Source organism: Leifsonia sp. RAF41, from assembly GCF_052114085.1.
Lineage (GTDB): Bacteria > Actinomycetota > Actinomycetes > Actinomycetales > Microbacteriaceae > Leifsonia.
The window spans coordinates 1,396,851-1,419,009 of sequence record NZ_JBFREB010000001.1; the positions used below are offsets into that span (position 1 = coordinate 1,396,851).

At 68.8% G+C, this 22,159-nt stretch carries 19 protein-coding genes; 18 read left to right on the forward strand and 1 reads right to left on the reverse strand.

The genetic code is table 11. From position 1 onward, the window contains the following. The first annotated feature begins 45 nt into the window (after positions 1 to 45). The 10 genes from AB4Y74_RS06720 (at position 46) to mutM (ending at position 10,683) form a co-directional block, all read left to right on the forward strand. Positions 46 to 807, forward strand: a complete 762-nt coding sequence (locus AB4Y74_RS06720; protein WP_441798339.1) for a hypothetical protein — start codon at positions 46 to 48, stop codon at positions 805 to 807. After that, a complete protein-coding gene (locus tag AB4Y74_RS06725; RefSeq protein ID WP_441798340.1) occupies positions 804 to 3,026 on the forward strand; it encodes an ATP-dependent DNA helicase RecG in 2,223 nt (740 codons plus the stop codon). Before AB4Y74_RS06720 ends, AB4Y74_RS06725 begins: the two co-directional genes overlap by 4 nt. Positions 3,027 to 3,112: 86 nt before the next feature. Beyond that, entirely contained in the window at positions 3,113 to 3,595 is a 483-nt protein-coding gene (coaD, locus tag AB4Y74_RS06730; RefSeq protein ID WP_441798341.1) for a pantetheine-phosphate adenylyltransferase, read from the forward strand. An 11-nt stretch (positions 3,596 to 3,606) separates the two neighbouring features. Further along, positions 3,607 to 4,665 carry an AAA family ATPase gene (locus tag AB4Y74_RS06735; protein ID WP_441798342.1) on the forward strand — a complete coding sequence of 353 codons (1,059 nt, stop codon included), beginning with the start codon at positions 3,607 to 3,609 and terminating at the stop codon, positions 4,663 to 4,665. Between the two features lies 1 nt (position 4,666). After that, entirely contained in the window at positions 4,667 to 5,998 is a 1,332-nt protein-coding gene (locus AB4Y74_RS06740; RefSeq protein WP_441798343.1) for a DUF58 domain-containing protein, read from the forward strand. Beyond that, positions 5,988 to 8,255: a transglutaminase family protein gene (locus tag AB4Y74_RS06745; RefSeq protein ID WP_441798344.1), complete on the forward strand. Its 2,268-nt coding sequence runs from the start codon at positions 5,988 to 5,990 to the stop codon at positions 8,253 to 8,255. Before AB4Y74_RS06740 ends, AB4Y74_RS06745 begins: the two co-directional genes overlap by 11 nt. Positions 8,256 to 8,266: 11 nt before the next feature. Further along, the gene (locus AB4Y74_RS06750; RefSeq protein WP_441798345.1) at positions 8,267 to 8,851 is read left to right on the forward strand and encodes a YceD family protein; all 585 of its coding nucleotides are present in this window, start codon (positions 8,267 to 8,269) and stop codon (positions 8,849 to 8,851) included. A gap of 2 nt (positions 8,852 to 8,853) precedes the next feature. Next, complete coding sequence (rpmF, locus tag AB4Y74_RS06755; protein WP_018190667.1) at positions 8,854 to 9,057, forward strand: 50S ribosomal protein L32; 204 nt, start codon at positions 8,854 to 8,856, stop codon at positions 9,055 to 9,057. A gap of 23 nt (positions 9,058 to 9,080) precedes the next feature. After that, positions 9,081 to 9,794 (forward strand): ribonuclease III, encoded by a 714-nt coding sequence (gene rnc / locus AB4Y74_RS06760; protein WP_441798346.1) that lies wholly within the window; start codon positions 9,081 to 9,083, stop codon positions 9,792 to 9,794. Continuing rightward, positions 9,772 to 10,683 carry a bifunctional DNA-formamidopyrimidine glycosylase/DNA-(apurinic or apyrimidinic site) lyase gene (gene mutM, locus AB4Y74_RS06765; RefSeq protein ID WP_441798347.1) on the forward strand — a complete coding sequence of 304 codons (912 nt, stop codon included), beginning with the start codon at positions 9,772 to 9,774 and terminating at the stop codon, positions 10,681 to 10,683. Before rnc ends, mutM begins: the two co-directional genes overlap by 23 nt. A 73-nt stretch (positions 10,684 to 10,756) precedes the next feature. On the opposite strand, the gene AB4Y74_RS06770 is transcribed toward mutM, so the two are convergent. Next, positions 10,757 to 11,818, reverse strand: coding sequence for a GNAT family N-acetyltransferase (locus AB4Y74_RS06770; RefSeq protein ID WP_441798348.1), 1,062 nt, complete (start codon positions 11,816 to 11,818; stop codon positions 10,757 to 10,759). Between the two features lie 218 nt (positions 11,819 to 12,036). On the opposite strand from AB4Y74_RS06770, the gene AB4Y74_RS06775 reads away from it, so the two are divergent. The 8 genes from AB4Y74_RS06775 to smc all read left to right on the forward strand — a co-directional run bounded on the left by AB4Y74_RS06775 (position 12,037) and on the right by smc (position 22,153). Beyond that, positions 12,037 to 13,263 carry a branched-chain amino acid ABC transporter substrate-binding protein gene (locus tag AB4Y74_RS06775; protein WP_441798349.1) on the forward strand — a complete coding sequence of 409 codons (1,227 nt, stop codon included), beginning with the start codon at positions 12,037 to 12,039 and terminating at the stop codon, positions 13,261 to 13,263. 116 nt (positions 13,264 to 13,379) lie between these two features. Beyond that, entirely contained in the window at positions 13,380 to 14,387 is a 1,008-nt protein-coding gene (locus tag AB4Y74_RS06780) for a branched-chain amino acid ABC transporter permease (protein WP_441798350.1), read from the forward strand. After that, on the forward strand, positions 14,384 to 15,616 hold the full coding sequence (locus AB4Y74_RS06785) for a branched-chain amino acid ABC transporter permease (RefSeq protein ID WP_441798351.1): 1,233 nt from the start codon (positions 14,384 to 14,386) through the stop codon (positions 15,614 to 15,616). The genes AB4Y74_RS06780 and AB4Y74_RS06785 overlap by 4 nt, the downstream gene beginning before the upstream one ends. Continuing rightward, positions 15,613 to 16,524: an ABC transporter ATP-binding protein gene (locus AB4Y74_RS06790; RefSeq protein ID WP_441798352.1), complete on the forward strand. Its 912-nt coding sequence runs from the start codon at positions 15,613 to 15,615 to the stop codon at positions 16,522 to 16,524. The genes AB4Y74_RS06785 and AB4Y74_RS06790 overlap by 4 nt, the downstream gene beginning before the upstream one ends. Next, on the forward strand, positions 16,511 to 17,224 hold the full coding sequence (locus AB4Y74_RS06795) for an ABC transporter ATP-binding protein (RefSeq protein WP_441798353.1): 714 nt from the start codon (positions 16,511 to 16,513) through the stop codon (positions 17,222 to 17,224). Before AB4Y74_RS06790 ends, AB4Y74_RS06795 begins: the two co-directional genes overlap by 14 nt. 127 nt (positions 17,225 to 17,351) lie before the next feature. Next, positions 17,352 to 17,924, forward strand: coding sequence for a helix-turn-helix domain-containing protein (locus tag AB4Y74_RS06800; protein ID WP_441798354.1), 573 nt, complete (start codon positions 17,352 to 17,354; stop codon positions 17,922 to 17,924). Continuing rightward, the gene (locus AB4Y74_RS06805) at positions 17,924 to 18,541 is read left to right on the forward strand and encodes a hypothetical protein (protein ID WP_441798355.1); all 618 of its coding nucleotides are present in this window, start codon (positions 17,924 to 17,926) and stop codon (positions 18,539 to 18,541) included. Before AB4Y74_RS06800 ends, AB4Y74_RS06805 begins: the two co-directional genes overlap by 1 nt. Before the next feature lie 51 nt (positions 18,542 to 18,592). After that, on the forward strand, positions 18,593 to 22,153 hold the full coding sequence (smc, locus tag AB4Y74_RS06810) for a chromosome segregation protein SMC (protein WP_441798356.1): 3,561 nt from the start codon (positions 18,593 to 18,595) through the stop codon (positions 22,151 to 22,153). Positions 22,154 to 22,159: the final 6 nt, after the last annotated feature.

The following is a 22,159-nucleotide window of genomic DNA, read 5'->3' on the forward strand; positions in this document are numbered from 1 at the left end:
CCACGAGCCTAGCCGCGGTGCCCGCAGTGCCGCCAAGATATGAGGATGGAGGAACGCCTGGAGCAGGCAGAGCTCGACGCGCTGTGGCTCCCCGGTGACCCGATCGCCTCCGCTGAACGGCTGGCTGCTGCCGCCGCCGAGCCGGACCGGTCGGAGCTCGTCCGGGCGGAGCTGCAGACCCAGCGCGCCCGCGCGCTCGGCCTCCAGGGGCGCATCGAGGAGGCGGAGGCGCTGCTCGACTCGCTCGAGCCGGCAGCGGGAGTGCTGGAGGTCCGTGTACTGCTGGAGCGCGGCCGGCTGGATGTCGTCGCGGGCGACCACTCGGAGGCCACGTCGCACCTGACGGCCGCCCTCCGGGCCGCGCGGCGCGACGGGGACACGGCGCTCTCCGTGGAGGCCGCCGTCGCTCTGGCAGAGACCGACCGTCCACACGCCGACCAGTGGATCGAGGAGGGGCTGGCCGACCTGGCGAGCACCGACGATGCCCGGACGCTGCGGTGGGGAGTCGTGCTGCATGAGGTCCGTGGCTGGGCGCGGCTGGACGACGACGATGCGGGCGCAGCGCTGGTGTCCTTCGAGGATGCGGTGGGGTACGCCCAGAGCTACGGGACACCGGACCAGCAGTTCGCCGTACGCTGGGGACTCGGCCGCGCGCTGCGCGAACTCGGTCGCATCGACGAGGCCCTGGTCGTGCAGCGCCACCTCGCCGCCGAGCGCCCCGGGGAGGCGGCGGTCATCGCTGAGCTGGCCGCCCTCGCCGAAATCGACGACTCGCCGTCGGACGAGGCGCATACGATCGAGTCATGACCTCCGCGACCGCTCCCGGCCCGGCCGACGCGGGCGCCATCGGCCTGGACTCCCGGCTGACCGGCGTCCTCGGGGGTCGCACCGCGTCCGCGTTCGAGAAGGCGTTCGGGATGCGCACCGTCGCCGACCTGCTCAGCCACTACCCGCGGCGCTATGCGAAGCGCGGGGAGCTGACCGCCCTGGCGAACCTCCCGCTCGACGAGAACGTCACGATCATCGCCGAGGTGCTGCGGGTGCAGGAGCGTCCCATGCGTGCTCGGCGCGGCAGCATCCTGGAGGTGAAGATCTCCGACGGCGAGGGCATCCTGACGCTCACCTTCTTCAACCAGGCGTGGCGGTCGCGTGAGCTGATTCCCGGAGTGCGCGGGATCTTCGCGGGAAAGGTCTCGGCGTACCGCGGTGCACTGCAGTTGGCGCATCCCGACTACGAGCTCTTCGAGCCGGACGCCGAGAACGCCGTGAGTCCGGGCAGTGCTGCCGCGAAGGAGTGGGCGCTGACACCGATCCCGATCTACCCGGCCACCGGCACGGTCGCGAGCTGGCAGGTGCAGAAGGCTGTGGCGCTCGCGTTGGATTCGCTCGGCCCGGTGCCCGATCCGGTGCCGAATGCGGTGGTCGCCGAGCGCGGACTGGTGTCGTTCCGCGACGCGCTGGAGGGCATCCATCGCCCGCAGAAGGATGCCCAGTGGCAGCGCGCTCGCGACGCGCTGCGCTTCGAGGAGGCGTTCGTGCTGCAGGCGGCGCTGCTGCAGCAGCGGGCGGCCACGCGGCAGGTTGCGGCCACTCCACGAAAGCCCGTTCCGGGCGGCCTGCTGGAGCGCTTCGACGCGGCGCTGCCGTTCGCGCTCACCGGAGACCAGGATGTGGTCGGCGGCGAGATCGAGCGCGATCTGGCCGGGACGGCAGCCATGCATCGGCTGGTGCAGGGCGAAGTCGGCTCGGGTAAGACGCTGGTGGCGCTCCGGGCGATGCTGGCGGTCGCGGACTCCGGCGGGCAGTCCGCGCTGCTCGCGCCCACCGAGGTGCTCGCATCGCAGCATCTCCGTTCCATCGCGGCGATGCTCGGTCCCGACCTCTCGGCCCAGCTCATGCCGACCCTGCTCACCGGTCAGCTGTCGGCGGCCGAACGCAAGCGCGCCCTGCTGCGGACCGTCTCCGGCCAGGCCCGGATCGTGGTGGGGACGCACGCCCTGCTCGGCGACGCGGTCACGTTCTACGACCTCGGTCTGGTGGTCGTCGACGAGCAGCACCGGTTCGGCGTCGAGCAGCGCGAGGCGCTCCGTGCGAAGGGCGGCACTCCGCCGCACGTGCTCGTGCTCACCGCGACGCCCATCCCGCGCACCGTGGCGATGACCGTCTTCGGCGACCTGGATGTGTCCACCATCGCCGAGCTCCCCGCGGGACGGCAGGGAATCGAGAGCTTCGTCGTGCCCCTCGCCGACCGGCCGGGCTGGGAGCGCCGCATCTGGGAGCGCGCGTCCGAGGAGATCGCGAAGGGCAGGCAGGTGTTCGTCGTCTGCCCGGCGATCTCCGGCAAGGATGCGGAGGACGACGGCGAGGAGCCGGAGCCGGACGGCGAGACCGCCGACGGCACTCCGCCCCGTCCGGTCGCGAGTGTGGAGGGCGTGGCCGCCCAGGTGCGCGCGGACCCGCTCTTTCGCGATACGCGCATCGGCGTCCTGCACGGCCGTCTGCCGTCCGAGACCAAGGACGAGGTGATGCGCGCTTTCGCGGGTGGCGACATCGATCTGCTGATCGCGACGACCGTCATCGAGGTGGGGGTCAACGTGCCCAACGCGTCGGCGATGGTGGTGCTGGATGCGGACCGCTTCGGTGTCTCCCAGCTGCACCAGCTGCGCGGTCGCGTGGGCCGCGGCGACATCCCCGGGCTCTGCTTGCTCGTCACGGCCGCAGAGCCGGAGTCCCTGGCGCGGGAGCGCGTGGAGGCCGTCGCCGCGACGCTCGACGGCTTCGAGCTGGCGAACGTCGACCTGGAGCTGCGGCGTGAGGGCGACGTCCTGGGCAGCAGGCAGTCCGGCGGCCGTTCGTCGCTGCGGCTGCTGCGGGTCGCCTCCGACGGCGAGCTCATCGCCGAGGCGCGGGTCGCAGCCGAGGAGACGCTGGAGGCGGACCCCGGCCTGGCGCAGCATCCCGCCCTCGCGGCGGCTCTCGCCCGTCGGCTGGACGAGAGCGAGCGGGCGTTCCTCGGCAAGTCGTAGCCGCCGCAGGGCCGCTCCAGGGACGAAACCCGTTGGTAACGGATTCACAACGAAATGCCGGGATCCGCGGGATAGTCTGAGGGCCTATGAACAGGATCGCCGTTGTCCCTGGATCGTTCGACCCGGTCACCCTCGGGCACCTCGACGTGATCGAGCGTGCTGCAGGGCTCTGGGATGAGGTCCACGTCCTGGTGGTCCACAACCCGGACAAGTCGGCGATGCTCCCCATCGCCCAGCGGGTCGCCCTGATCGAGAAGTCGATCGAGGATGCCGGGATCGTCGGCAACATCGTCCTCGCCTCGTGGTCGGTCGGGCTGCTGGTCGACTACTGCACCGACGTCGGCGCGCACGTGCTGGTGAAGGGCATCCGCTCGCAGGTCGACGTGGCCTACGAGACGCCGATGGCCATCGTCAACCGCCATCTCGCAGACGTCGAGACGGTGTTCCTGCTGCCGAACCCGGCGAACGCGCACGTGTCGAGTTCGCTGGTCCGCCAGGTGTCCGCCCTCGGCGGCGACGTGAGCCCGTATGTCCCGCCGGCCGTGCACGAGTACCTCCAGGAAACGTGAGCGCAGGAGTCATGAACAGTTACGCGACGCGCCAGCCCACCGAATCGTCCGTCGCGCCCGAGGAGGACACCGGGACCGTTCCCGGCATGGACCTGGACGAGCTGCGTCGCGCTGCCGAGCAGATCACCGCGAACGTCGAGTCCGTCATCGACGGCAAGCACGAAGCCGTTCGCACCTCGCTCGTGGTCCTGCTCGCCGAGGGGCACCTTCTGATCGAGGACGTCCCGGGCGTCGGCAAGACCATGCTGGCGAAGTCGCTCGCGAAGTCGGTCGACTGCACGGTCAGCCGTATCCAGTTCACCCCCGATCTGCTGCCCAGCGACGTCACCGGCGTCTCGGTCTACAACCAGGCGGAGCGGAGGTTCGAGTTCAAGCCGGGCGCGATCTTCGCCAACATCGTGATCGGCGACGAGATCAATCGCGCCAGCCCGAAGACGCAGTCGGCGCTTCTGGAGTGCATGGAGGAGCGTCAGGTCACAGTCGACGGTTCGACGTATCCCCTCGCCGCGCCCTTCATCGTGGTGGCCACGCAGAACCCGGTCGAGATGGAGGGGACATACGCCCTGCCCGAGGCCCAGCGCGACCGCTTCATGGCGCGCATCGCGATGGGCTACCCGGACGAGAACTCCGAGCTGGCGATGCTGACGACCCGAGACACCTCGAGCCCGCTCTCGCGTATCCGGCCGGTGGTCACCTCCGACGAGCTGCGGGCGATGATGATCACCGCGCGGAGCGTGTTCACCTCGACGCCGGTGAAGCAGTACGCGGTGGACCTGGTGCGCGCGACCCGTGAAGACCGTGACCTCCGCCTCGGTGCGAGCCCGCGCGCCACCCTGCAGCTGATCCGCGCCGCAAAGGCGACCGCGGCCCTGGCCGGACGCGACTTCGTCCTTCCGGACGATGTGGACGCCCTGGCGGTGCCCGTCCTCAGCCACCGGCTGCTGCCGACGAGTCGTGCGCTCGGTCACCATCACGAGAGCGCTCCCGTGATCGCCGACATCGTGCGCCGGATCGTCGCCGCTACGCCGGTCCCGGTCGGCGCAGGCTCCGTGGGCGGCACAGGGCGCTGACATGCCGGGCCGTGGTCGTGCCTCGTCGCCGCTCAAGCGGCCGCGGCCGACCGCGCGCGGCTGGACGCTCGGCGCAGTCGGCGTCCTGGCCCTCGTCGCATCGGCGATGTTCGGCCGCACCGACGTGCTGTTCGTGGGTGTCTTCCTGACGGTCCTCCCGCTCGCCGCGATGATCTCGGTCACGGTGGACCGCCCGCGCCTGACCGTTACGCGCAGCTTCCATCCCGATGTCGTCGCGGTGGGGGAGCACGCCACGATCGTGACCACCGCTCGCAACCAGTCACCGCGTCCGAGCCCCGCGGCCCGGTGGCGCGAATCGGCGCCGCGGGTCGTGGGCGTGCAGGCCTCCGCGCCATTCCCGAGGCTGGGCGCCCATCAGCCGGACGGCGGCCTCGGGCGCGACACCGTCGTCCTGCGGCAGGATGTGGTGCCCGAGCGGCGCGGCGCCCACGCCGTCGGCCCGCTGATCGTGAGCCGCACCGACCCGTTCGGTGTCGCGTACGCGGAGTACGCGATCGGCCAGCCCCGGCAGCTCCTGGTTACTCCTCGCGTGGTTCCACTCTCCCGGGGCGAGTTGGATGTGGCCCACAGCGAAGGCACCGAGCACGAGCTGCTGCGCCACAGCATCCCGAGCGCCGACGAGCTGATCGCCCGCGAGTACCGACCGGGCGACCCGTTGCGGCGGGTGCACTGGCGGGCGACCGCGCGGCACGACCAGCTGATGGTGCGCCAGGAGGAGCAGCGCAGCAATCCGGAGGCCTGGATGCTGATGGACACGCGCCAACTCACCGCGCATCCCGAGGTCGCGGCCGATGAGTTCGAAACCCTCGTCGATCTGGTGGCGTCGATCGGCGTGCACCTGCTGGACGAGGGTTTCGTGGTCAGCGTGGTGGAGACCGGGGACCGGCAGCTGTCCGGCCGCAGCGGCGCCGGACGGACCGGCACCCTGGGTTCCGTGACTGCGACCTACGACATGGGCAGCGCCGACCGGATGCTGCTGGGCGACCTCGCGGCGGTCGAGACGTCCGCGTCAGCGCGGGACGACGCGGTCTCCGAGCTGGGAGCGGGCCTGCGCAAAGCGGGCCGGCCCGTTCCGGTCTTCGCCGTTCTGGCCGGCGCGGCCCCCGCGGAGCTCGGAGCCCTCGCGTCGCTTCGCTCGATGGGCGACCCCGCCGTGGCCTTCGTCGCGACCTCCACGCCGGTAGAAGCCGTCGAGGTGCTCGCCGACGCCGGTTGGCTCTGCGTGACCTTCGAGGCAGGCGACGACCCGGCGGACTGCTGGCAGCGCGCTCTGCGCAACCAGCGAGCGCGTGTGGTGTCCCGTGGCGACTGACTCCCTCGCTCTCGCGGTCCCGCGCGTAGCCGTCCGGCGGAGGATCGGCTACTGGCGGATCACCGGCGCCCTCATGCTGCAGGTGCTCGCGGTGAGCTATGCGCTCATCGGGCTCATCCAGGGCGCAGGGTGGTGGTTCGGGCTGGTCGGCACGGCGGCGTTCGTGCTCGCGACCGGCGCCGGCCTGCGCAGCGTCGGCGTACCGCGCGGAGTCGTGCCGGTGATCCTGCTGGTCGAATCGGCGGCCATCATGACCGCGGCGTTCGGTCGCGGCAGCGGACTGCTCGGCCTCATCCCCACGCCGACGACCGTTTCGAATTGGTCGCAATACCTGCAGCAGGCGATGCTGTCGATCTACCAGCAGGGCACTCCGGCCGAGGCGCTGCCCGAGTTCCTGTTCCTGGTCGTGGGAGGCGGCTGTCTGCTGGCGCTGCTGCTCGACACGCTGGCGGTCGCCATCCGCACGCCGGCGTTCACCGCACTCGTGGTCGGCGCCGTCCTCGTCGTCCCCGGCGCCCTGCTGGGCGACGGTCTCGATCCGTTCGCGCTGGCCGCCTCCGCCGCCGCGTACCTCTGGCTCCTGCGGTGCGACGTCCGCACCCGCCGGTCGGCCACGTCGCGGCCGGGCGCCGCCCTCTCCGTCGGTGCGTCGGCCGTGGCCGTCGCCATCGTGCTCGCCGGCACCGCGCCGGGGTTCGACCAGGGCGGTGCGACCTCCTTCACCGCGGGCGGCATCTCCATCGGGGGCACCGTGACCCCGCTCGTCGACCTGGGCAAAGACCTGCGTCGCCCGGCAGCCGTGCGCGCCCTGACCTATACGACGACGGCGGCGAACGGCCAGTACCTCAAGCTGGCTTCGCTCGATCAGTTCACCGGCTCGGTGTGGAAGCACCGCGAACGCGACACCAACCGCCTCGCGGACGGTGCGAAGATCGGGCCGATCGCCGGCCTCTCGACGGAGGTCAAGACGACGAAGATCACGACGACGATCGCGATCGACAACATGACCAGCCGCTGGCTTCCCGCTCCCGCGCCGGTGCAGTCCGTCAAAGGACTGAGCGGCACCTGGTCGTGGGATCCGGACGACCTGACGATCGGCGGGATCAACTCGACGACCCAGAATCAGAAGTACACCGCGACCAGCGTCATGCTGCAGCCGACTGCCGTGCAGCTGAAAGCCGCCGGAGGCCTGGTGCCGGAGGATGTGCAGCACGACCTCTTCCTCCCGCCCAACACCCCGGCGATCATCGAGCAGACGGCCCTGAAGGCGACGGGCGATGCGCTCACCGAGTACGACAAGGCCGTCGCGCTCCAGGACTACTTCCGCGACAACAGCTTCGTGTACTCCACGCAGACCCCGCTCAAGCAGGGCTTCGACGGGGACGGTACCCGGGTCATCGCGAAGTTCCTCGAGGTGAAGAGCGGGTACTGCGTCCACTTCGCCTCGGCGATGGCCCTGATGGCACGCACCCTCGGCATCCCGTCGCGCGTCGCGGAGGGATACCTGCCCGGGGCGACGAGCGGCGGCACCGCCACGAACCCGGGTGAATACACGGTCACCAGCGACGACCTGCACGCGTGGCCGGAACTGTATTTCGCGGGCGTCGGCTGGGTGCCGTTCGAGCCGACCGTCGGCCGCGGCACGGTGCCCGACTACACGCGACCGCAGACGGACGCCGCAGCACCCGCACCCACCTCCACCTCCACCTCGGGCGCGGCGCCGCGCGCGCTTGTGCCGACCGACCCGGCGAACCTCTCCGGCTCAGCCGCCTTCACCGGGCAGTCCAGCGCCCAGCCGATTGCAACCGGCATCGGCGTCGGAATCCTGGTTCTCGCTGTGCTGCTGGTGCCTGCCGTGTGGCGCCGGATGCGTCGAAGGCGGCGCCTCCGCGAGCTGACCGACGAGTGGGGAGGTGCCTCCCTGGTCTGGGACGAACTGCGCGACACGGTGCGTGACCTGGGCTGGATGGCGCCCGCGACCGAGACGCCGCGCGTGTTCGCCGGCCGGGTCGCGGCCGCCGTCGCGGGGACGCCGGGGGAGGAGGCCGTGATGCGCCTGCTCGGCGAACTGGAGCGCGACGCCTACGGACCGCCGACGCGGCGCTGGGCGGGCGGTCTGGCGGACGACTTGGGCGCGGTGCTCTCCGCCCTCGAGGCGCAGGCCGGGCCGGCACTCCGCTTGAAGGCGGCGCTCATTCCTGTGTCCTTGCTGCCAGCGGGCTGGCCTTCTGCCGCGCGACCGCGGAGTGCCGCGTAAAATAGTTCCTCGTGACTACGAAGAACTCCCCGTACGCGGTCAACGTGTACGACCTCATCCGCCATCCGGGCACGATGCGCGAGCAGCGGGTCAACATCCCTGTGACGGAAAAACTGGGCGAAGGACTGCTCAACGTCCCGGAGGGCGAGACCATCGACCTCGACCTCCGTATCGAGTCCATGCACGAAGGCATTCTCATCACCGCTGAGGGGCAGACCACTGCCGCCGGCGTGTGCGGGCGCTGCCTGATCGACATCGAGCAGCCTGTCCAAGTCGATTTCCAAGAACTTTTCGCGTATCCTTCTGAGGAAGCTTTCGATTATGAGGTTCACGACGACCACGTGGATCTTGAACCTCTGATCAGAGATACGGTGGTGCTGTCACTGCCGTTCCAGCCGGTGTGCCGGCCGGACTGCCCGGGTCTCGACCCCGAGACCGGGGAGAGGCTGGCGGATGTACCGGACCACGAGCCCACGGAGATCATCGATCCCCGCTGGTCTGCGCTGACGAATTTTTCGGCGCTCGCTGGTTTGCAGGCTTCCGACACCGATGAACCCCGACCGAACTCAGCCGGAACAAACACAGAGAAGAGATAGTCATGGCCGTCCCGAAGCGGAAGCAGTCGCGCGCCAACACCCACGCCCGCCGTTCGCAGTGGAAGGCTGAGGTCCCCACGCTCGTCAAGACCATCGAGAACGGCAAGGTCACGTACAGCCTGCCGCACCGCGCCAAGGTCGTCGAGGACTCCGCGGGCACCGCGCTCTTCCTCGAGTACAAGGGCCGCAAGGTCGCCGACGTCTGATCGTCGCTCACGCAGGAAAGACTGTGGTCGCAGAGAACGCTGACCGCAGCGCACTTCTCGAGAAGCTCGGGGTCGATATCGACCCCGAGCTTCTTGAGCTTGCCCTGACACATCGCTCGTACGCGTACGAGCACGGCGGCATCCCCAACAACGAGCGCCTCGAGTTTCTCGGCGACTCGATCCTGGGGCAGGCGGTCACCGTCAAGCTGTTCCGCGAGAACCCGCACCTCGACGAGGGCGAACTCGCGAAGCGCCGCGCCAGCCTGGTGAGTTCCGTCGCCCTTGCGGAGGTCGCGCGCAGTATCGGACTGGGGGAGTACCTCAAGCTGGGCCGCGGCGAGAACCAGAGCGGCGGACGCGAGAAGCCGTCGATCCTGGCGGACACGGTCGAGGCGCTGATCGGCGCCACCTACCTCGATGCCGGCGGTGACGCCGCGACCGCGCTTGTGCTGCGGCTGGTCGAGCCGTTACTCGGCGATCCCAGCCGGTTCGGCGCTGCGATGGACCCGAAGACCAGCCTGCAGGAGGCAGCGGCCCACCGCGGTGCAGGGCTACCGGTCTACACCGTGACGAACACCGGGCCCGACCACTCCAAGACCTTCCACGCCACTGTCGAGGTCGGCGGTCTCGTCCGCGCGACCGGCGAGGGAACCAGCAAGAAGCAAGCCGAGATGGCAGCGGCGCTCACCGCCTGGACGGAACTGACGAGTCGGCGTGCCCGAGCTTCCCGAGGTTGAGGTCGTCCGCGCGGGACTCGCTCCCGCCGTCACCGGAGCAACCATCCTCGGAGTCGAGGTCTTCGAACCGCGATCGCTGAAGCGTCACGATCCCGTCGCCGGTGCCTTCGAGACGCTGCTCACCGGCCGCGTCATGCAGGGTCCGGTGCGCCGCGGCAAGTTCCTCTGGATCCCGCTCGAGGGCACGCCGCGCCGCGCGATCGTCGCCCACCTGGGGATGAGCGGCCAGATCCTCCTGCGGGAGCCGGGCACCGCCGAAGCGGGGCTCCTCCGCATCCGGCTCCACATCGAACATCCTGAACACGGCGAGCTCTGGGTGCACTTCGTCGACCAGCGCATCTTCGGATCGATGGCGGTGGATGCGCTGGTGCCGACGGCGGACGGCGCGCACGGCGGCTTCGGAACGGACGAGCCGCTGATCCCGACTCAGGTCGGCCACATCGCCCGCGACCCCCTGGACCCGGCGTTCGACGATGCCCTGTTCGCGGCGGCGCTCGCCCGCAAGAACACCGGCATCAAGCGCGCACTGCTTGACCAGACCCTGGTGAGCGGGATCGGCAACATCTACGCCGACGAGGCGCTCTGGGCCGCGCGCCTCCACTACGCCCAGCCGGCCAACTCGCTGAGTCGGGCGAAGGTCCGCGCGCTGCTCGCCGAGGTGCGCCACGTCCTCGAGAAGGCGCTGGCCGAGGGAGGCACCAGCTTCGACGCGCAGTACGTCAACGTCAACGGCGCATCCGGGTACTTCTCGCACAGTCTGAACGCCTACGGCCGCCAAGGCGAACCGTGCCCCCGCTGCGGGACCCCGATCGTCCGCGAGCAGTTCATGAACCGCGGCTCGCACTTCTGCCCGCACTGCCAGCGCCTCCGCACCCCCCGCACGGCCTGACCCGCCCCAGCCGCCCGATCCCCTCCCTTTCTGCTCGGCAGCCGAAAGGGAGGAGCTTCCGCGCGCGGGTCCGTCAGTCCAGCGTCTTCTGCCAGTGGCCGGTCAGGGCGTGCGGCCGGAACCCGAACGCGCGGTTGATCGCGAGCATCGGGTCGTTCTCGTCGGCGTTCCAGGTCAGGATGCGGCGGATGTGCGGCGCGCGCAGCCCGAGCTCCTGGATGTTCCGCAGTTTCACCGCAGTGCCGAGTCGGTGACCGCGGTGGGCGCGCGCGACGAGGGTGTCGTACTGCTCGGCCTTCGTCCCGTCGGCAGGCACGGCGAGCTCCGTGTATGCGGCGATCTGGCCGGTGGGCTCGTGCACCGCCGCGGTGACCAGCAACGGCTCGCCCCGTGCGACCAGCGTGCGCTCCTGCGACCGGACGCGCTCCCCATCCCAGTCCTCCGGGTCGACAGCGATCCCCGCCTGCGGGATGTCCGTCGCCATCCGGGCTTTCATCGTGGCGAACCTCTCCAGCAGGTCGTCCGGAGCCGAGCCCCACCAGGAGACCAGGCGGAACCCGCTCAGCGTCATCGTCAGGCCCGCTTCACGCTCGCGGGGGAGCGGCAGGTGCAGTTCACTCGACCGCTCGATCTGTCCGAGCGTGTAGCCGTTGCGCAGGGCGAAGCGCACATCCCGCGAGTCCCGGGGGAGGCCTGCTGTTCCGGCGGAGGCCCGAACCAGGCGGTCGGCGCCCTCGAGGGTCCGGATCGGGTGCTCGGTGTATGTCGAGATGACGCGGCGGCCGCCATCCGCCGCCAGCTCCTCGCCCTTCTGCAGCAGCGCGGTTCCGATCCCGCGCCCGCGCACCGCGGGGACGACATCCACCAGCAGCGACACCGTCTCCGATTCCTCGTCGAGCGGGAAGATCGCCTCCACCCGGCCGACGATCACGTCGTCCTCGACGGCGACGTAGACGATCCGCTCGGTGTACTCCTGCGCCCGGTGCTCGGCGAGGGCCTGCTCGGCCGTCTCGACGAAGTCGTCGTCGCCCCAGAGGTCGACGACGATACCGTTCAGGACCCCGATGAGCTCCTCGAACGCGGCGGACTCCCGGGTGCCGAGCACCTCGGGGATGGGCAGCCGCGTCACGCGCATCGCCGCACACCTCCTCGAGCCGGTCCGAGCGGGGCTTCAGCCTATCCAGCGTCCCTCGCGGTGTGAAGTCACGGCACGGTTTGGTTTCGATCGTGTAAATCCAGCGCCGGAATGGTGTGGCATTTAGTTGCGCGCACGGTAGTCTCAGCACACCTATTCGTGGTGCGACGAGGCAAGAACGCCGCGTTCGCGACGAATTGAACGTCGAGAGGCAGAAGATGCTAGCGAAGAAAGTCACCATCGGTGCGGCCGTTGCAGCGGCAGTCGCACTGTTCCTCGCGGGATGTGCGAACCAGCCGTCCACGGGAGGAGCCACCAACGGGAACTCGTCCAAGGTCGACATTCCGGCGATCACGTCGGTTGATGTCCCCAAGGGCGCCGTGCTTCCCGCCGGTGATGGCAAGGCCACGTGTCCTGCGGGCCTGACCATCGGTTACGTAGGAGCGGAGACGGGCCCGAACGCCCAGCTCGGTATCAACATCTACAACGGGATCCAGCTGGCGATCGACCAGCACAACGCGTCCAACAAGGGCTGCCAGGTCGCCTTCAAGAAGTTCGACACCGAGGGTGACCCGAACAAGGCAACCGGTCCGGTGACCCAGGCGGTCAACGAGGCCGACATCGTCGGCGTCGTCGGCCTCCCGTTCTCGGGTGAGTCGAAGGCCACCGGCAACATCTTCGAGCAGCAGGGTCTGGTCCACATCACCCCGTCCGCGACCAACCCGGGTCTGACGCAGAACGGCTGGAAGACCTTCTTCCGCGGTCTCGGCAACGACGCGGTCCAGGGTCCGGCAGCGGCGAAGTTCCTCACGGGCAAGCTCGAGGCCAAGAAGGTCTACCTGGTCCAGGACGACTCCGACTACGGAATCGGCCTCGGAACCCAGACCTCTAAGGCGCTCGGCGACGCGCTCGTCGGCACCGACAAGGTGACCACCGGCCAGAAGGACTTCTCCGCGGTGATCTCCAAGATCATCAACGCGAAGCCGGACGCCGTGTACTACGCGGGCTACTACGCCGAGGGCGCTCCGTTCGACCAGCAGCTGGTCAACAAGGGCTACAAGGGCACGTTCGTCGGCCCCGACGGTGTGAAGGACGACCAGTTCATCAAGCTGTCCGGCGACGCGTCCAGCAACGCCTACTTCACCTGCCCCTGCATCCCGGGCGAGCTGATCCCCGACTTCGAGTCCGCCTACAAGAAGCTCGCAAGCGCCGAGCCGGGCACCTACTCGATCGAGGGCTACGACGCCGCAACCGTCCTCCTCGCCGGCATCGACAAGGGCAAGACGACCCGCGCCGACCTGCTGTCGTGGGTCAAGGACTACGACGCCGACGGCCTGAGCAAGCACTACAAGTGGGACGCCACCGGTGAGCTCCAGGCGCCGGCCGTCTACGGCTACAAGGTCGAGAACGGCAAGATCGTTCCGATCGGCACCATCGGCGAGTAACGACGCCTCGTGAAGGGTGCCGCGGGCCCCATCGGCCCGCGGCACCCTCTTTTTCGGACTACGCTCGAAACTCGATCGGATCGACGACGATCCGGCACTGACCCCTGGATGCTCGAATGCTCGAAACCCTCGTCCTCCATCCCGCCCTCGACAGTTCCTGGATCAACTTCGACGTCAACGCGCTCGTCCAGAATTTCTGGAGCGCCACCTTCGACGGCCTCACATTCGGCGCCGTCTACGGACTGATCGCCGTCGGATACACGCTCGTCTATGGCGTGCTGAACCTGATCAACTTCGCCCACTCCGAAGTCTTCATCGTCGGCGCCTACGGCGTCGTCGTCACCCTCACCACGCTCGGCTTCGGCCCGAGCGCGCCGAACCTGAGCCCCGGCGCCATCATCGGCGACCTCTTACTGGCGCTCATCGTCGGCATGCTGGCGTCCGCCGTCACCGCGTGGCTGCTGGAACGTGTGGCGTACCGGCCGCTGCGCAAGCGAAACGCGCCCCGCCTCGTGTTCCTCATCACGGCCATCGGCGCCTCGTTCGCCATCCAGTACGGGATCTTCCTGATCCGTGGAGCGAACGCGGAGCCGGCGGTGACCATGTTCGTCGCCCAGCCGATCTTCGACGTCTTCGGGACGATCGTGAACAGCCAGCAGCTGATCATCGTCATCGCCTCGGTGGTCCTGATGGTGGCGACCGACTGGTTCATCCGCCGCACCCGCACCGGCCGCGGCATCCGTGCCGTCGCGCAAGACCCGGACACGGCAACGCTCATGGGTGTGAACAAGGAGCGCATCATCCAGATCACCTTCATCACCGGCGGTATCCTCGCGGGTGCCGCGGCGCTGTTCTACGTGATGCTCGTCCCCTCGGGCGTCATCTACAACGGCGGCTTCATCCTGGGCGTCAAGGCATTCGCGGCGGCCGTCCTCGGCGGTATCGGCAACGTCCGCGGCGCCCTCCTCGGCGGCCTGCTGCTGGGCGTGATCGGAAACTACGGCCAGATCCTGCTCGGTGACTCGCAGTGGACCGACGTCGTCGCTTTCGTCGTCCTGGTCCTCGTGCTGCTCATCAAGCCGAGCGGCATCCTCGGCACCTCGCTCGGAAGGAGCCGCGCATGAGCATGACAGAAGGTCCCCGGGTCCTCCCCGACGGTCGCGAAGAGCAGGCGGTCGACGCGCTGGAGGCCGGTCGCGGCAAGCGCGGCAATGGCCGGTTCCAGCAGCTCCGCGACCGCTGGAACAACCTGCCTCGCGCCGTCCAGTGGGCGTGGCTGCTGATCGTGGTCGTCATCGCCTACGCCCTGCCGTACCTGAACTTCTTCCCGCTGAGCACCGAGCCCGGCAACGACTGGGCGCTGGCCTGCTTCTCGATGGCCGTCTACGCCCTCATCGCGATCGGCCTGAACGTCGTGGTCGGCTACGCCGGACTGCTCGACCTCGGGTACGTCGCGTTCTTCGCCGTGGGGTCGTACACCGCGGCGATGCTGACCAGCCCGGACTCCCCGTTCGTCAAGATCCCGTACCTGTGGACGATTCCGGTCGCCATCGCGGTGACGATGACGTTCGGCATCATCCTGGGCGTTCCGACGCTCCGTCTGCGCGGCGACTACCTCGCCATCGTCACCCTCGGTTTCGGTGAGATCGTGCGCATCCTCGCCACGATCATCCCGGCGATGAAGGGCCAGGTCGGTTTCCAGAACGTCGGGCACCCGCCGGGGGAGAACGCCGACGGCGTCCCGATCTTCTCGAACTCGAACGGTGTGCCCTGGTACTGGCTGACGATCACTGTGATCATCGTCATCCTTCTGCTCGTCGGCAACCTGGAGCGTAGCCGCGTCGGCCGCGCCTGGGTCGCCATCCGCGAGGACGAGGACGCCGCCGAGATCATGGGCGTGCCGACCTTCAAGTACAAGGTGTGGGCGTTCGCGATCGGCGCCGGTGTCGGCGGTCTGTCGGGCGCGCTGTTCGCCGGCCAGGTCGGCTTCGTCAACAACCAGAAGTTCGACGTGCAGACGTCGATCCTGTTCCTCGCGGCCGTCGTGCTCGGTGGCGCGGGCAACAAGGTCGGCGCGATGCTCGGTGGTGCGATCGTCGCGTACATCCCGCTGCGGTTCACCGTGATCGCCGACTACAAGTACCTGATCTTCGGTGTCGCTCTCGTGCTCATCATGATCTTCCGTTCGCAGGGGCTGTTCCCGGCGCGGCAGAAACTGCTGGCGTACGGCAGGCATGCCTACCGCATGGTGGCGGATGCGGCCAAGGGACGACCGCGGACGCCGACGGGCTCGACGCCCGTGGTCGACGCGGGGGCACTCGATGGAGACGGCGCGAAGGGAGGCGCACGATGACGGACGCACGCGATACGGCCCCGGAAGAGGAGCCGAACCTCGGCGTGAACGAGGACGAGCTGGAGGCGGCGGGTATCGACCTCTCGGTCGCCGAGGCTGCCGCACCCGACCGCGACATCGCGGTCGAGGTCGGCGAGAACATCGTGGAGGTGCGCAATCTGACCGTCAAGTTCGGCGGTCTGACGGCCCTCGACGACGTGACCTTCGACATCAAGCGGGGCGAGATCCTCGGGCTGATCGGTCCGAACGGGGCCGGCAAGACGACCTGCTTCAACGCGATGACCGGCGTCTACAAGCCGACCAGCGGCGATGTGCTGCTGGAGGGTCAGACGATCAAGGGTCGCAAGCAGCACCAGATCACGCGGATGGGTCTGTCCCGGACGTTCCAGAACATCCGTCTCTTCGGCGAGATGACCGCTCTGGAGAACGTGGTCGTCGGCCTGGACGCGCGGCACCGCACGTCGGTGCCGGGCGCCCTGCTGCGCCTGCCGCGGCACACCCGGGAGGAGAAGTCGTCGATCGAGCGGGGCATGGCTCTGCTCGAGTTCGTCGGCATCGCCGACCACGCCGGATCGCTGTCGCGGTCGCTGCCGTACGGCTACCAGCGCCGCCTGGAGATCGCGCGCGCACTGGCGACGGACCCGAAGGTTCTCTGCCTGGACGAGCCGGCTGCCGGCTTCAACCCTGCTGAGAAAGAGGAGCTGATGGACCTCATCCGGACCATCCGCGCCGACGGGTACACCGTGCTGCTGATCGAACACGACATGAAGCTGGTCATGGGTGTGACCGACCGGATCGTGGTGCTGGAGTTCGGGCGCAAGCTCGCCGACGACACTCCGGAGGCCATCCGCAACGACCCCCGTGTGATCGCCGCCTACCTCGGGGAGCCTGAAGATGACGTTGCTTGAGCTGAAGAACATCAGCGTTTCCTACGGCCGGATCGAGGCCATCCACGACATGTCGTTCTCCGTGGAGGAGGGCGAAGTCGTGAGCCTGATCGGGGCGAACGGCGCCGGCAAGTCGACGACCATGAAGACGATCTCGGGCATCCTCAACCCGTCGAAGGGGTCCATCCTGTTCGACGGTGAGGACATCACCAAGATGAAGGCGCACATCCGCGTGGTCCGCGGGATCTCGCAAGCGCCGGAAGGCCGGGGGATCTTCCCTGGCATGACGGTGATGGAGAACCTCGACATGGGAGCGTTCGGCCGCAAGGACCGTTCCAAGATGGGCGAGGACTTCGACCGGGTGTTCGCGCTGTTCCCGCGTCTCGCCGAACGCAAGACGCAGGTCGGCGGCACGATGTCCGGTGGTGAGCAGCAGATGCTCGCCATCGGCCGTGCACTGATGTCGAACCCGCGTCTGCTTCTCCTGGACGAACCGTCGATGGGTCTCGCGCCCCAGTTCATCCGCCAGATCTTCACGATCGTGTCGGAGATCAACAAGCAGGGGACGACCGTCCTGCTGGTGGAGCAGAACGCCAACCAGGCGCTGGCCCGCGCACATCGCGCCTTCGTTCTGGAGACCGGCAGCATCACTCACGCCGGTACCGGACGCGAGCTGCTGGCCGACCCCGCCATCAAGGAGGCCTACCTCGGCGTCGGGTGACGTCTCAACGCTTGTATAGGGTGCGCCGGTCCGTCAGGATCGGCGCACCTTCTGCGTCTCAACAGTTATGACAGTCTCTTCTTTGTCGGATACGATTAGTGAATTCGCTAATCCGGGGGTGTCCGACATGCCACTCAGTTCTCAACTTAAAAAGGCGCGCGAGCAAGCGGGATGGACACAGAAAGAGGTCGCCGCCCGTTCGGGAATTGCGCACAGCGCCATCTCGCGGTTCGAGAACGGTAAGGCGAGTGTGACGACCGCCACCCTGGAGACTCTGGCTGACAGTCTTGGCGTCACTCTCGTGGCGGTTCCTGGACGCATCAATGCCGCCGCTGACGTTGCCCGCTTCATCCGCGCGCGGCTGGAGGTCGGGAATTCGGCCTCGGCGTTCCGCGGGCTCATCCAATTCTCCGACGACCTCAGAGCAGGCAACGCATTCACTACCGCCCTCAGCCTTGCGGTTGAGCCCGACACGACCGGCGACGTCCACTTCGATGCTGCGATCGCCGGGCTCGCCGAAATCCGTCTGGCCGAGTTGGGACTCGAGAGCCCGCCGTGGGTGACCGCGGACAGCAGATATGCGGAGATCGCGGAAGACTCGCTGGGGTATCTCTGGGCTGCGGACGACTACGACGACACCGACCCTGTTCTCGTCGCGCATGGCGTCGTCCTTCCCCGCCAGACCCTGGCGAGTGTCTGATGGGCGTCGACGGCGCCCTCAGCCGAGATGATCTCGTCTGGGCGATCGATCGAATTCGACAAGATTTGAGGGCGATCGGTGTGACGGGAACGATCAAGATCATCGGCGGTTCGGCCATGATTCTCAGCGATCTGGCCGCTCGCGAGGCAACAATGGATATTGATGCTGTGGTAGCCGTTCCGACCGAAACCATTGATGCGATCGCGGCCGCTATCGGAAGAGAGCGTCGATGGCCAAACGACTGGTTCAATCGGCAGGCTCAGGGCCTGTATCCGGCCTATGCCGGTCATCCGCTCTGGAACCGAAGCGAGGATCTCTCCGACGAAACATTGTCGATCGACTTGGCGACGCAAGAATCCCTGTTGGCAATGAAACTCAATGCCTCGCGAAAAGGTCGGGATAGCGACGACATCCGGGCGCTGATGACAGCGTGTGAGATCCGCACCGTGGCCGAAGCCGACCAGCACTTCTCGGAGTACTTTCGAGGCGAGTCCATGCCGGACAAGGCGGTAGTCATGTTGCGCAGACTGGGATACCCGGACGGCGATGAGAACATGTACCGTCACATCCCGGTGCCCGCTCCCTTGTCGTCTCGGCCGCCCAGCTCGCCGGCATAACTGCGGCGCTCCGGCGCGGCGCACGCGTGAACGTCCGGTAAGTTCGCCTGCGTGTACTTGAAGAGTCTGACGCTGAAGGGCTTCAAGTCGTTCGCACAGCCGACGACGTTCGCCTTCGAGACCGGCGTCACCTGCGTCGTCGGCCCCAACGGGTCCGGCAAGTCGAACGTGGTCGACGCCCTGGCCTGGGTGATGGGCGAGCAGGGCGCCAAGACGCTTCGCGGCGGCAAGATGGAGGACGTCATCTTCGCCGGGACCGCCACCCGCGGCCCGCTCGGGCGCGCTGAGGTGCAGCTGACCATCGACAATTCGGACGGCGCGCTGCCGATCGAGTACTCCGAGGTCACCATCTCGCGCACGCTCTTCCGCAACGGCGGCAGCGAGTACGCCATCAACGGCCAGTCCTGCCGGCTGCTCGATGTGCAGGAGCTGCTGAGCGACTCGGGCCTCGGCCGCGAGATGCACGTCATCGTGGGGCAGGGGCAGCTGGACGCCGTGCTCCGTGCCACCCCGGAGGACCGTCGCGGCTTCATCGAAGAGGCGGCCGGCATCCTGAAGCACCGTCGCCGCAAGGAGAAGACCCTCCGCAAATTGGAGGCGATGCAGACCAATCTCACCCGGCTCAGCGACCTGGCGGGCGAGGTGCGGCGCCAGTTGAAGCCGCTCGGCCATCAGGCGGAGATCGCGCGGGAGGCGCAGTCCATCGCCGCGGTGGTCCGGGATGCGCGGGCGCGCCTGCTCGCAGACGAGGTCGTCACCCTGCGCCGCACCCTCGACGATCACGGCCGCACGGAGTCGGAGCGGCACAGCGAGCAGATCGTGCTTCAGGAGCAGCTGGAGCAGAAGCAGTTGCGGCGCACCCGACTGGAACAGGCGCAGGTGGGCGACGCCGTGGATGCGGCTCGCAGCACGGCCTTCGCCCTCGAATCCGTGCAGGAACGGCTGCGGAGCCTCTTCACCCTCGCGAACCAGCGCGTCGCCCTGCTCGGCAGTCAGGGCGACGCTCCCGGGTCCGGTCCCAGCGTGACTCCGCAGAACGTTCAGGACGCGCGCGACGAGGTCGAGCGTCTGCGCACCGTCGTGGGCGAGGCGGAGGCGGCATGGATCGCCGCGCAGTCCGCCACCCGTGCCGCGCGCGCTCGGCTGGACGCAGTGGACGAGGAGATCGCCGCCCAGAGCGCGCTGGTGTCCCGCCACGACCTCGAGATCTCGAAGCTGAACGGCCAGGCTGAGGCCGCAGCCCAGCGTCTCGCGGCCGTGCGCGGCGAGGTGCTGCGTCAGCAGAACGCGCTCGATGCCGCCACGGAGCGGCGCGAGCGAGCCCGCGCGGACTTCGCCGCACGTGAGGCCGAGGCCGCCACCGCGGATATCGGCGAGGGCGACCTCGACGAAGCGTACGAGCTCGCCCAGGCGACGGTCTTCGAGGCGGAGGGCGAGATCGAGCGGCTCCGCGAGGAGCTGCACACTCTGGAGCGCGAGCGCGACGCTCTGGCCGCACGGACGAGCGCCCTCTCGATGGCCCTCGACCAGAAGGACGGCTCAGCGGCCCTGGTCGCTGACCGGCTGGATGGTGTGCGCGGTCTGGTGGCGGAGCACCTGCGCGTCCACCCTGGGCACGAGGCCGCGATCGCGGCGGCGCTCGGCACCCTGGCCGATGCGGTCCTCGCCGATGATCGTGATGCTGCCCGCGCGGCCGTCGCGCACGCTGCGGCCGACGACCTGGGCCGGGTGGAGGTCGTCATCGCCGACGCCCCTGCCGCCTCCGTCGACCTCTCCGGCGTCGCGGGAGTGGTGGCCGCCGTCGACGTTGTGGAGGCGCCGGAGGGTGTCCGCGGCATCCTCGCGTTCACCGCCATCGCCGACGACCTGGAGTCCGCCCAGCGTGCGTTCGACGTGTTCGGCAGCCGCCGGCTCGGCGGTCCGGTGACCATCATCACGAAGAGTGGGGATGTTCTCACCGAGCACGTCCTCCGTGGCGGGTCCGGCGCAAAGCAGAGCCGCATCGAGCTGATCGCCGACCGGGAGGCGGCACGCGAGCGGCTGACGGAGGTCACCTCCCTCATCGACCGCGCCACGTTCGCCCTCGCCGAGCAGCGCGGTGTGCTGCAGGTGGCGAAGGAGCAGTCGCAGGCCGCGCTGACGACGCTGCGCGAGTTCGACGCGAAGCTCGCGGCGCAGACCGAGCAGCTGAACCGGCTCAAGGTGCAGCTCGAAGCGTCGCAGGCGGAGTTCGACCGGCTCAGCCGGGCGCTCGAGCAGGCCGGCGAGCGGGTCGCCGAGGCGGAGAAGGCGGCCGACACGGCAAAGGCCGAACTGGAGGCGGCGCGCTCGCGTCCGCGTCCGATCCTGGACGTCAGCGCGCGTGACGCCCTGTCGGCCGAGTTGGATGCGTCCCGCGAAGCCGAGGTCGAGTCCCGCCTGTCAGTGGAGACGGCCAAGGAGCGGGTGCGCGCCGAGCAGGCCCGCGGCGAGGCGCTCGCCCGCCGGCTGGACGCGGAGCGCGCGGCGGCCGAGGAAGCAGCCCGTCGCGCGGTCATCCGCCGTCGTCAGCTGGATGCGGCCGAGTCCGTCATCGCCGCCCTGCCTGCGGTCCTCGCGTCGGTGGACCGCTCGGTGGCGCAGGCACGCCTCGAACTCGCGACCGCAGAGGCGGAGCGGGCCAGCCAGAACGAGGAGCTGGCGACCCTGCGCCGCGACGAGAACGCCGTCCGCGAGCGCCTGCAGGCGATTACCGAGTCGGTGCACGGCCTTGAGCTGCAGATCTACGAGAAGAAGCTGCACCTGTCCAGTCTCCTGGAGCGCGCCGGCAGCGAACTGGGCCTTGTCGAGGACGTGCTCGTCGCCGAGTACGGCCCGGAGGTGCCTGTGCCAGTGGATGTCGCCCGCGGCGAACAGAACGAGCCCGACTTCGACTCCGGCCCCGAGCCCGACGTCGAGACGGTCCCGTTTGCGCGCGAGCAGCAGCAGAAGCGCCTCGCCGCCGCCGAACGCAAGCTCTCCCAGCTGGGGCGGGTGAACCCGCTCGCCCTCGAGGAGTTCGCCGCGCTGGAGCAGCGTCACAAGTTCCTCAGCGAGCAGCTGGTCGATCTGACCAACACCCGCAAGGACCTGCTCACGATCATCGAGGACATCGACGAGAGGATGCAGTCCATCTTCGCGTCCGCCTTCGCCGACACGGAGGCGGCATTCTCGCGCGTCTTCCCGGTTCTGTTCCCGGGGGGCCAGGGCAGCATCAGCCTGACCAACCCGGATGATCTCCTCACCACCGGCATCGAGGTGTCGGTGAAACCGGCCGGCAAGAAGATCGAGCGGCTCTCGCTGCTCTCGGGCGGTGAGCGGTCGCTGGCGGCTGTCGCTCTGCTGATCGCGATCTTCAAGGCGCGCCCCAGCCCGTTCTACATCATGGATGAGGTGGAGGCGGCTCTCGACGACGCCAACCTGGGGCGGCTGCTGACGATCTTCGAGGATCTCCGCGAGAACAGTCAGCTGATCGTCATCACCCACCAGAAGCGCACGATGGAGATCGCCGACGCGCTGTACGGCGTCTCGATGCGCCAGGACGGCGTTTCCGCCGTCGTCGGACAGCGGGTGGCGCAGGAGCAGGCCAGCTAGCGCGCC

Coding starts and splice junctions, on each gene's coding strand:
- AB4Y74_RS06800 (WP_441798354.1), top strand. CDS start 17,352: ATGCCACTCAGTTCTCAACTTAAAAAGGCGCGCGAGCAAGCGGGATGG.
- AB4Y74_RS06785 (WP_441798351.1), top strand. CDS start 14,384: ATGAGCATGACAGAAGGTCCCCGGGTCCTCCCCGACGGTCGCGAAGAG.
- AB4Y74_RS06795 (WP_441798353.1), top strand. CDS start 16,511: ATGACGTTGCTTGAGCTGAAGAACATCAGCGTTTCCTACGGCCGGATC.
- AB4Y74_RS06740 (WP_441798343.1), top strand. CDS start 4,667: ATGCCGGGCCGTGGTCGTGCCTCGTCGCCGCTCAAGCGGCCGCGGCCG.
- AB4Y74_RS06805 (WP_441798355.1), top strand. CDS start 17,924: ATGGGCGTCGACGGCGCCCTCAGCCGAGATGATCTCGTCTGGGCGATC.
- AB4Y74_RS06770 (WP_441798348.1), bottom strand. CDS start 11,818: ATGCGCGTGACGCGGCTGCCCATCCCCGAGGTGCTCGGCACCCGGGAG.
- AB4Y74_RS06725 (WP_441798340.1), top strand. CDS start 804: ATGACCTCCGCGACCGCTCCCGGCCCGGCCGACGCGGGCGCCATCGGC.
- rpmF (WP_018190667.1), top strand. CDS start 8,854: ATGGCCGTCCCGAAGCGGAAGCAGTCGCGCGCCAACACCCACGCCCGC.
- AB4Y74_RS06775 (WP_441798349.1), top strand. CDS start 12,037: ATGCTAGCGAAGAAAGTCACCATCGGTGCGGCCGTTGCAGCGGCAGTC.
- coaD (WP_441798341.1), top strand. CDS start 3,113: ATGAACAGGATCGCCGTTGTCCCTGGATCGTTCGACCCGGTCACCCTC.
- AB4Y74_RS06735 (WP_441798342.1), top strand. CDS start 3,607: ATGAACAGTTACGCGACGCGCCAGCCCACCGAATCGTCCGTCGCGCCC.
- AB4Y74_RS06720 (WP_441798339.1), top strand. CDS start 46: ATGGAGGAACGCCTGGAGCAGGCAGAGCTCGACGCGCTGTGGCTCCCC.
- AB4Y74_RS06790 (WP_441798352.1), top strand. CDS start 15,613: ATGACGGACGCACGCGATACGGCCCCGGAAGAGGAGCCGAACCTCGGC.
- AB4Y74_RS06780 (WP_441798350.1), top strand. CDS start 13,380: ATGCTCGAAACCCTCGTCCTCCATCCCGCCCTCGACAGTTCCTGGATC.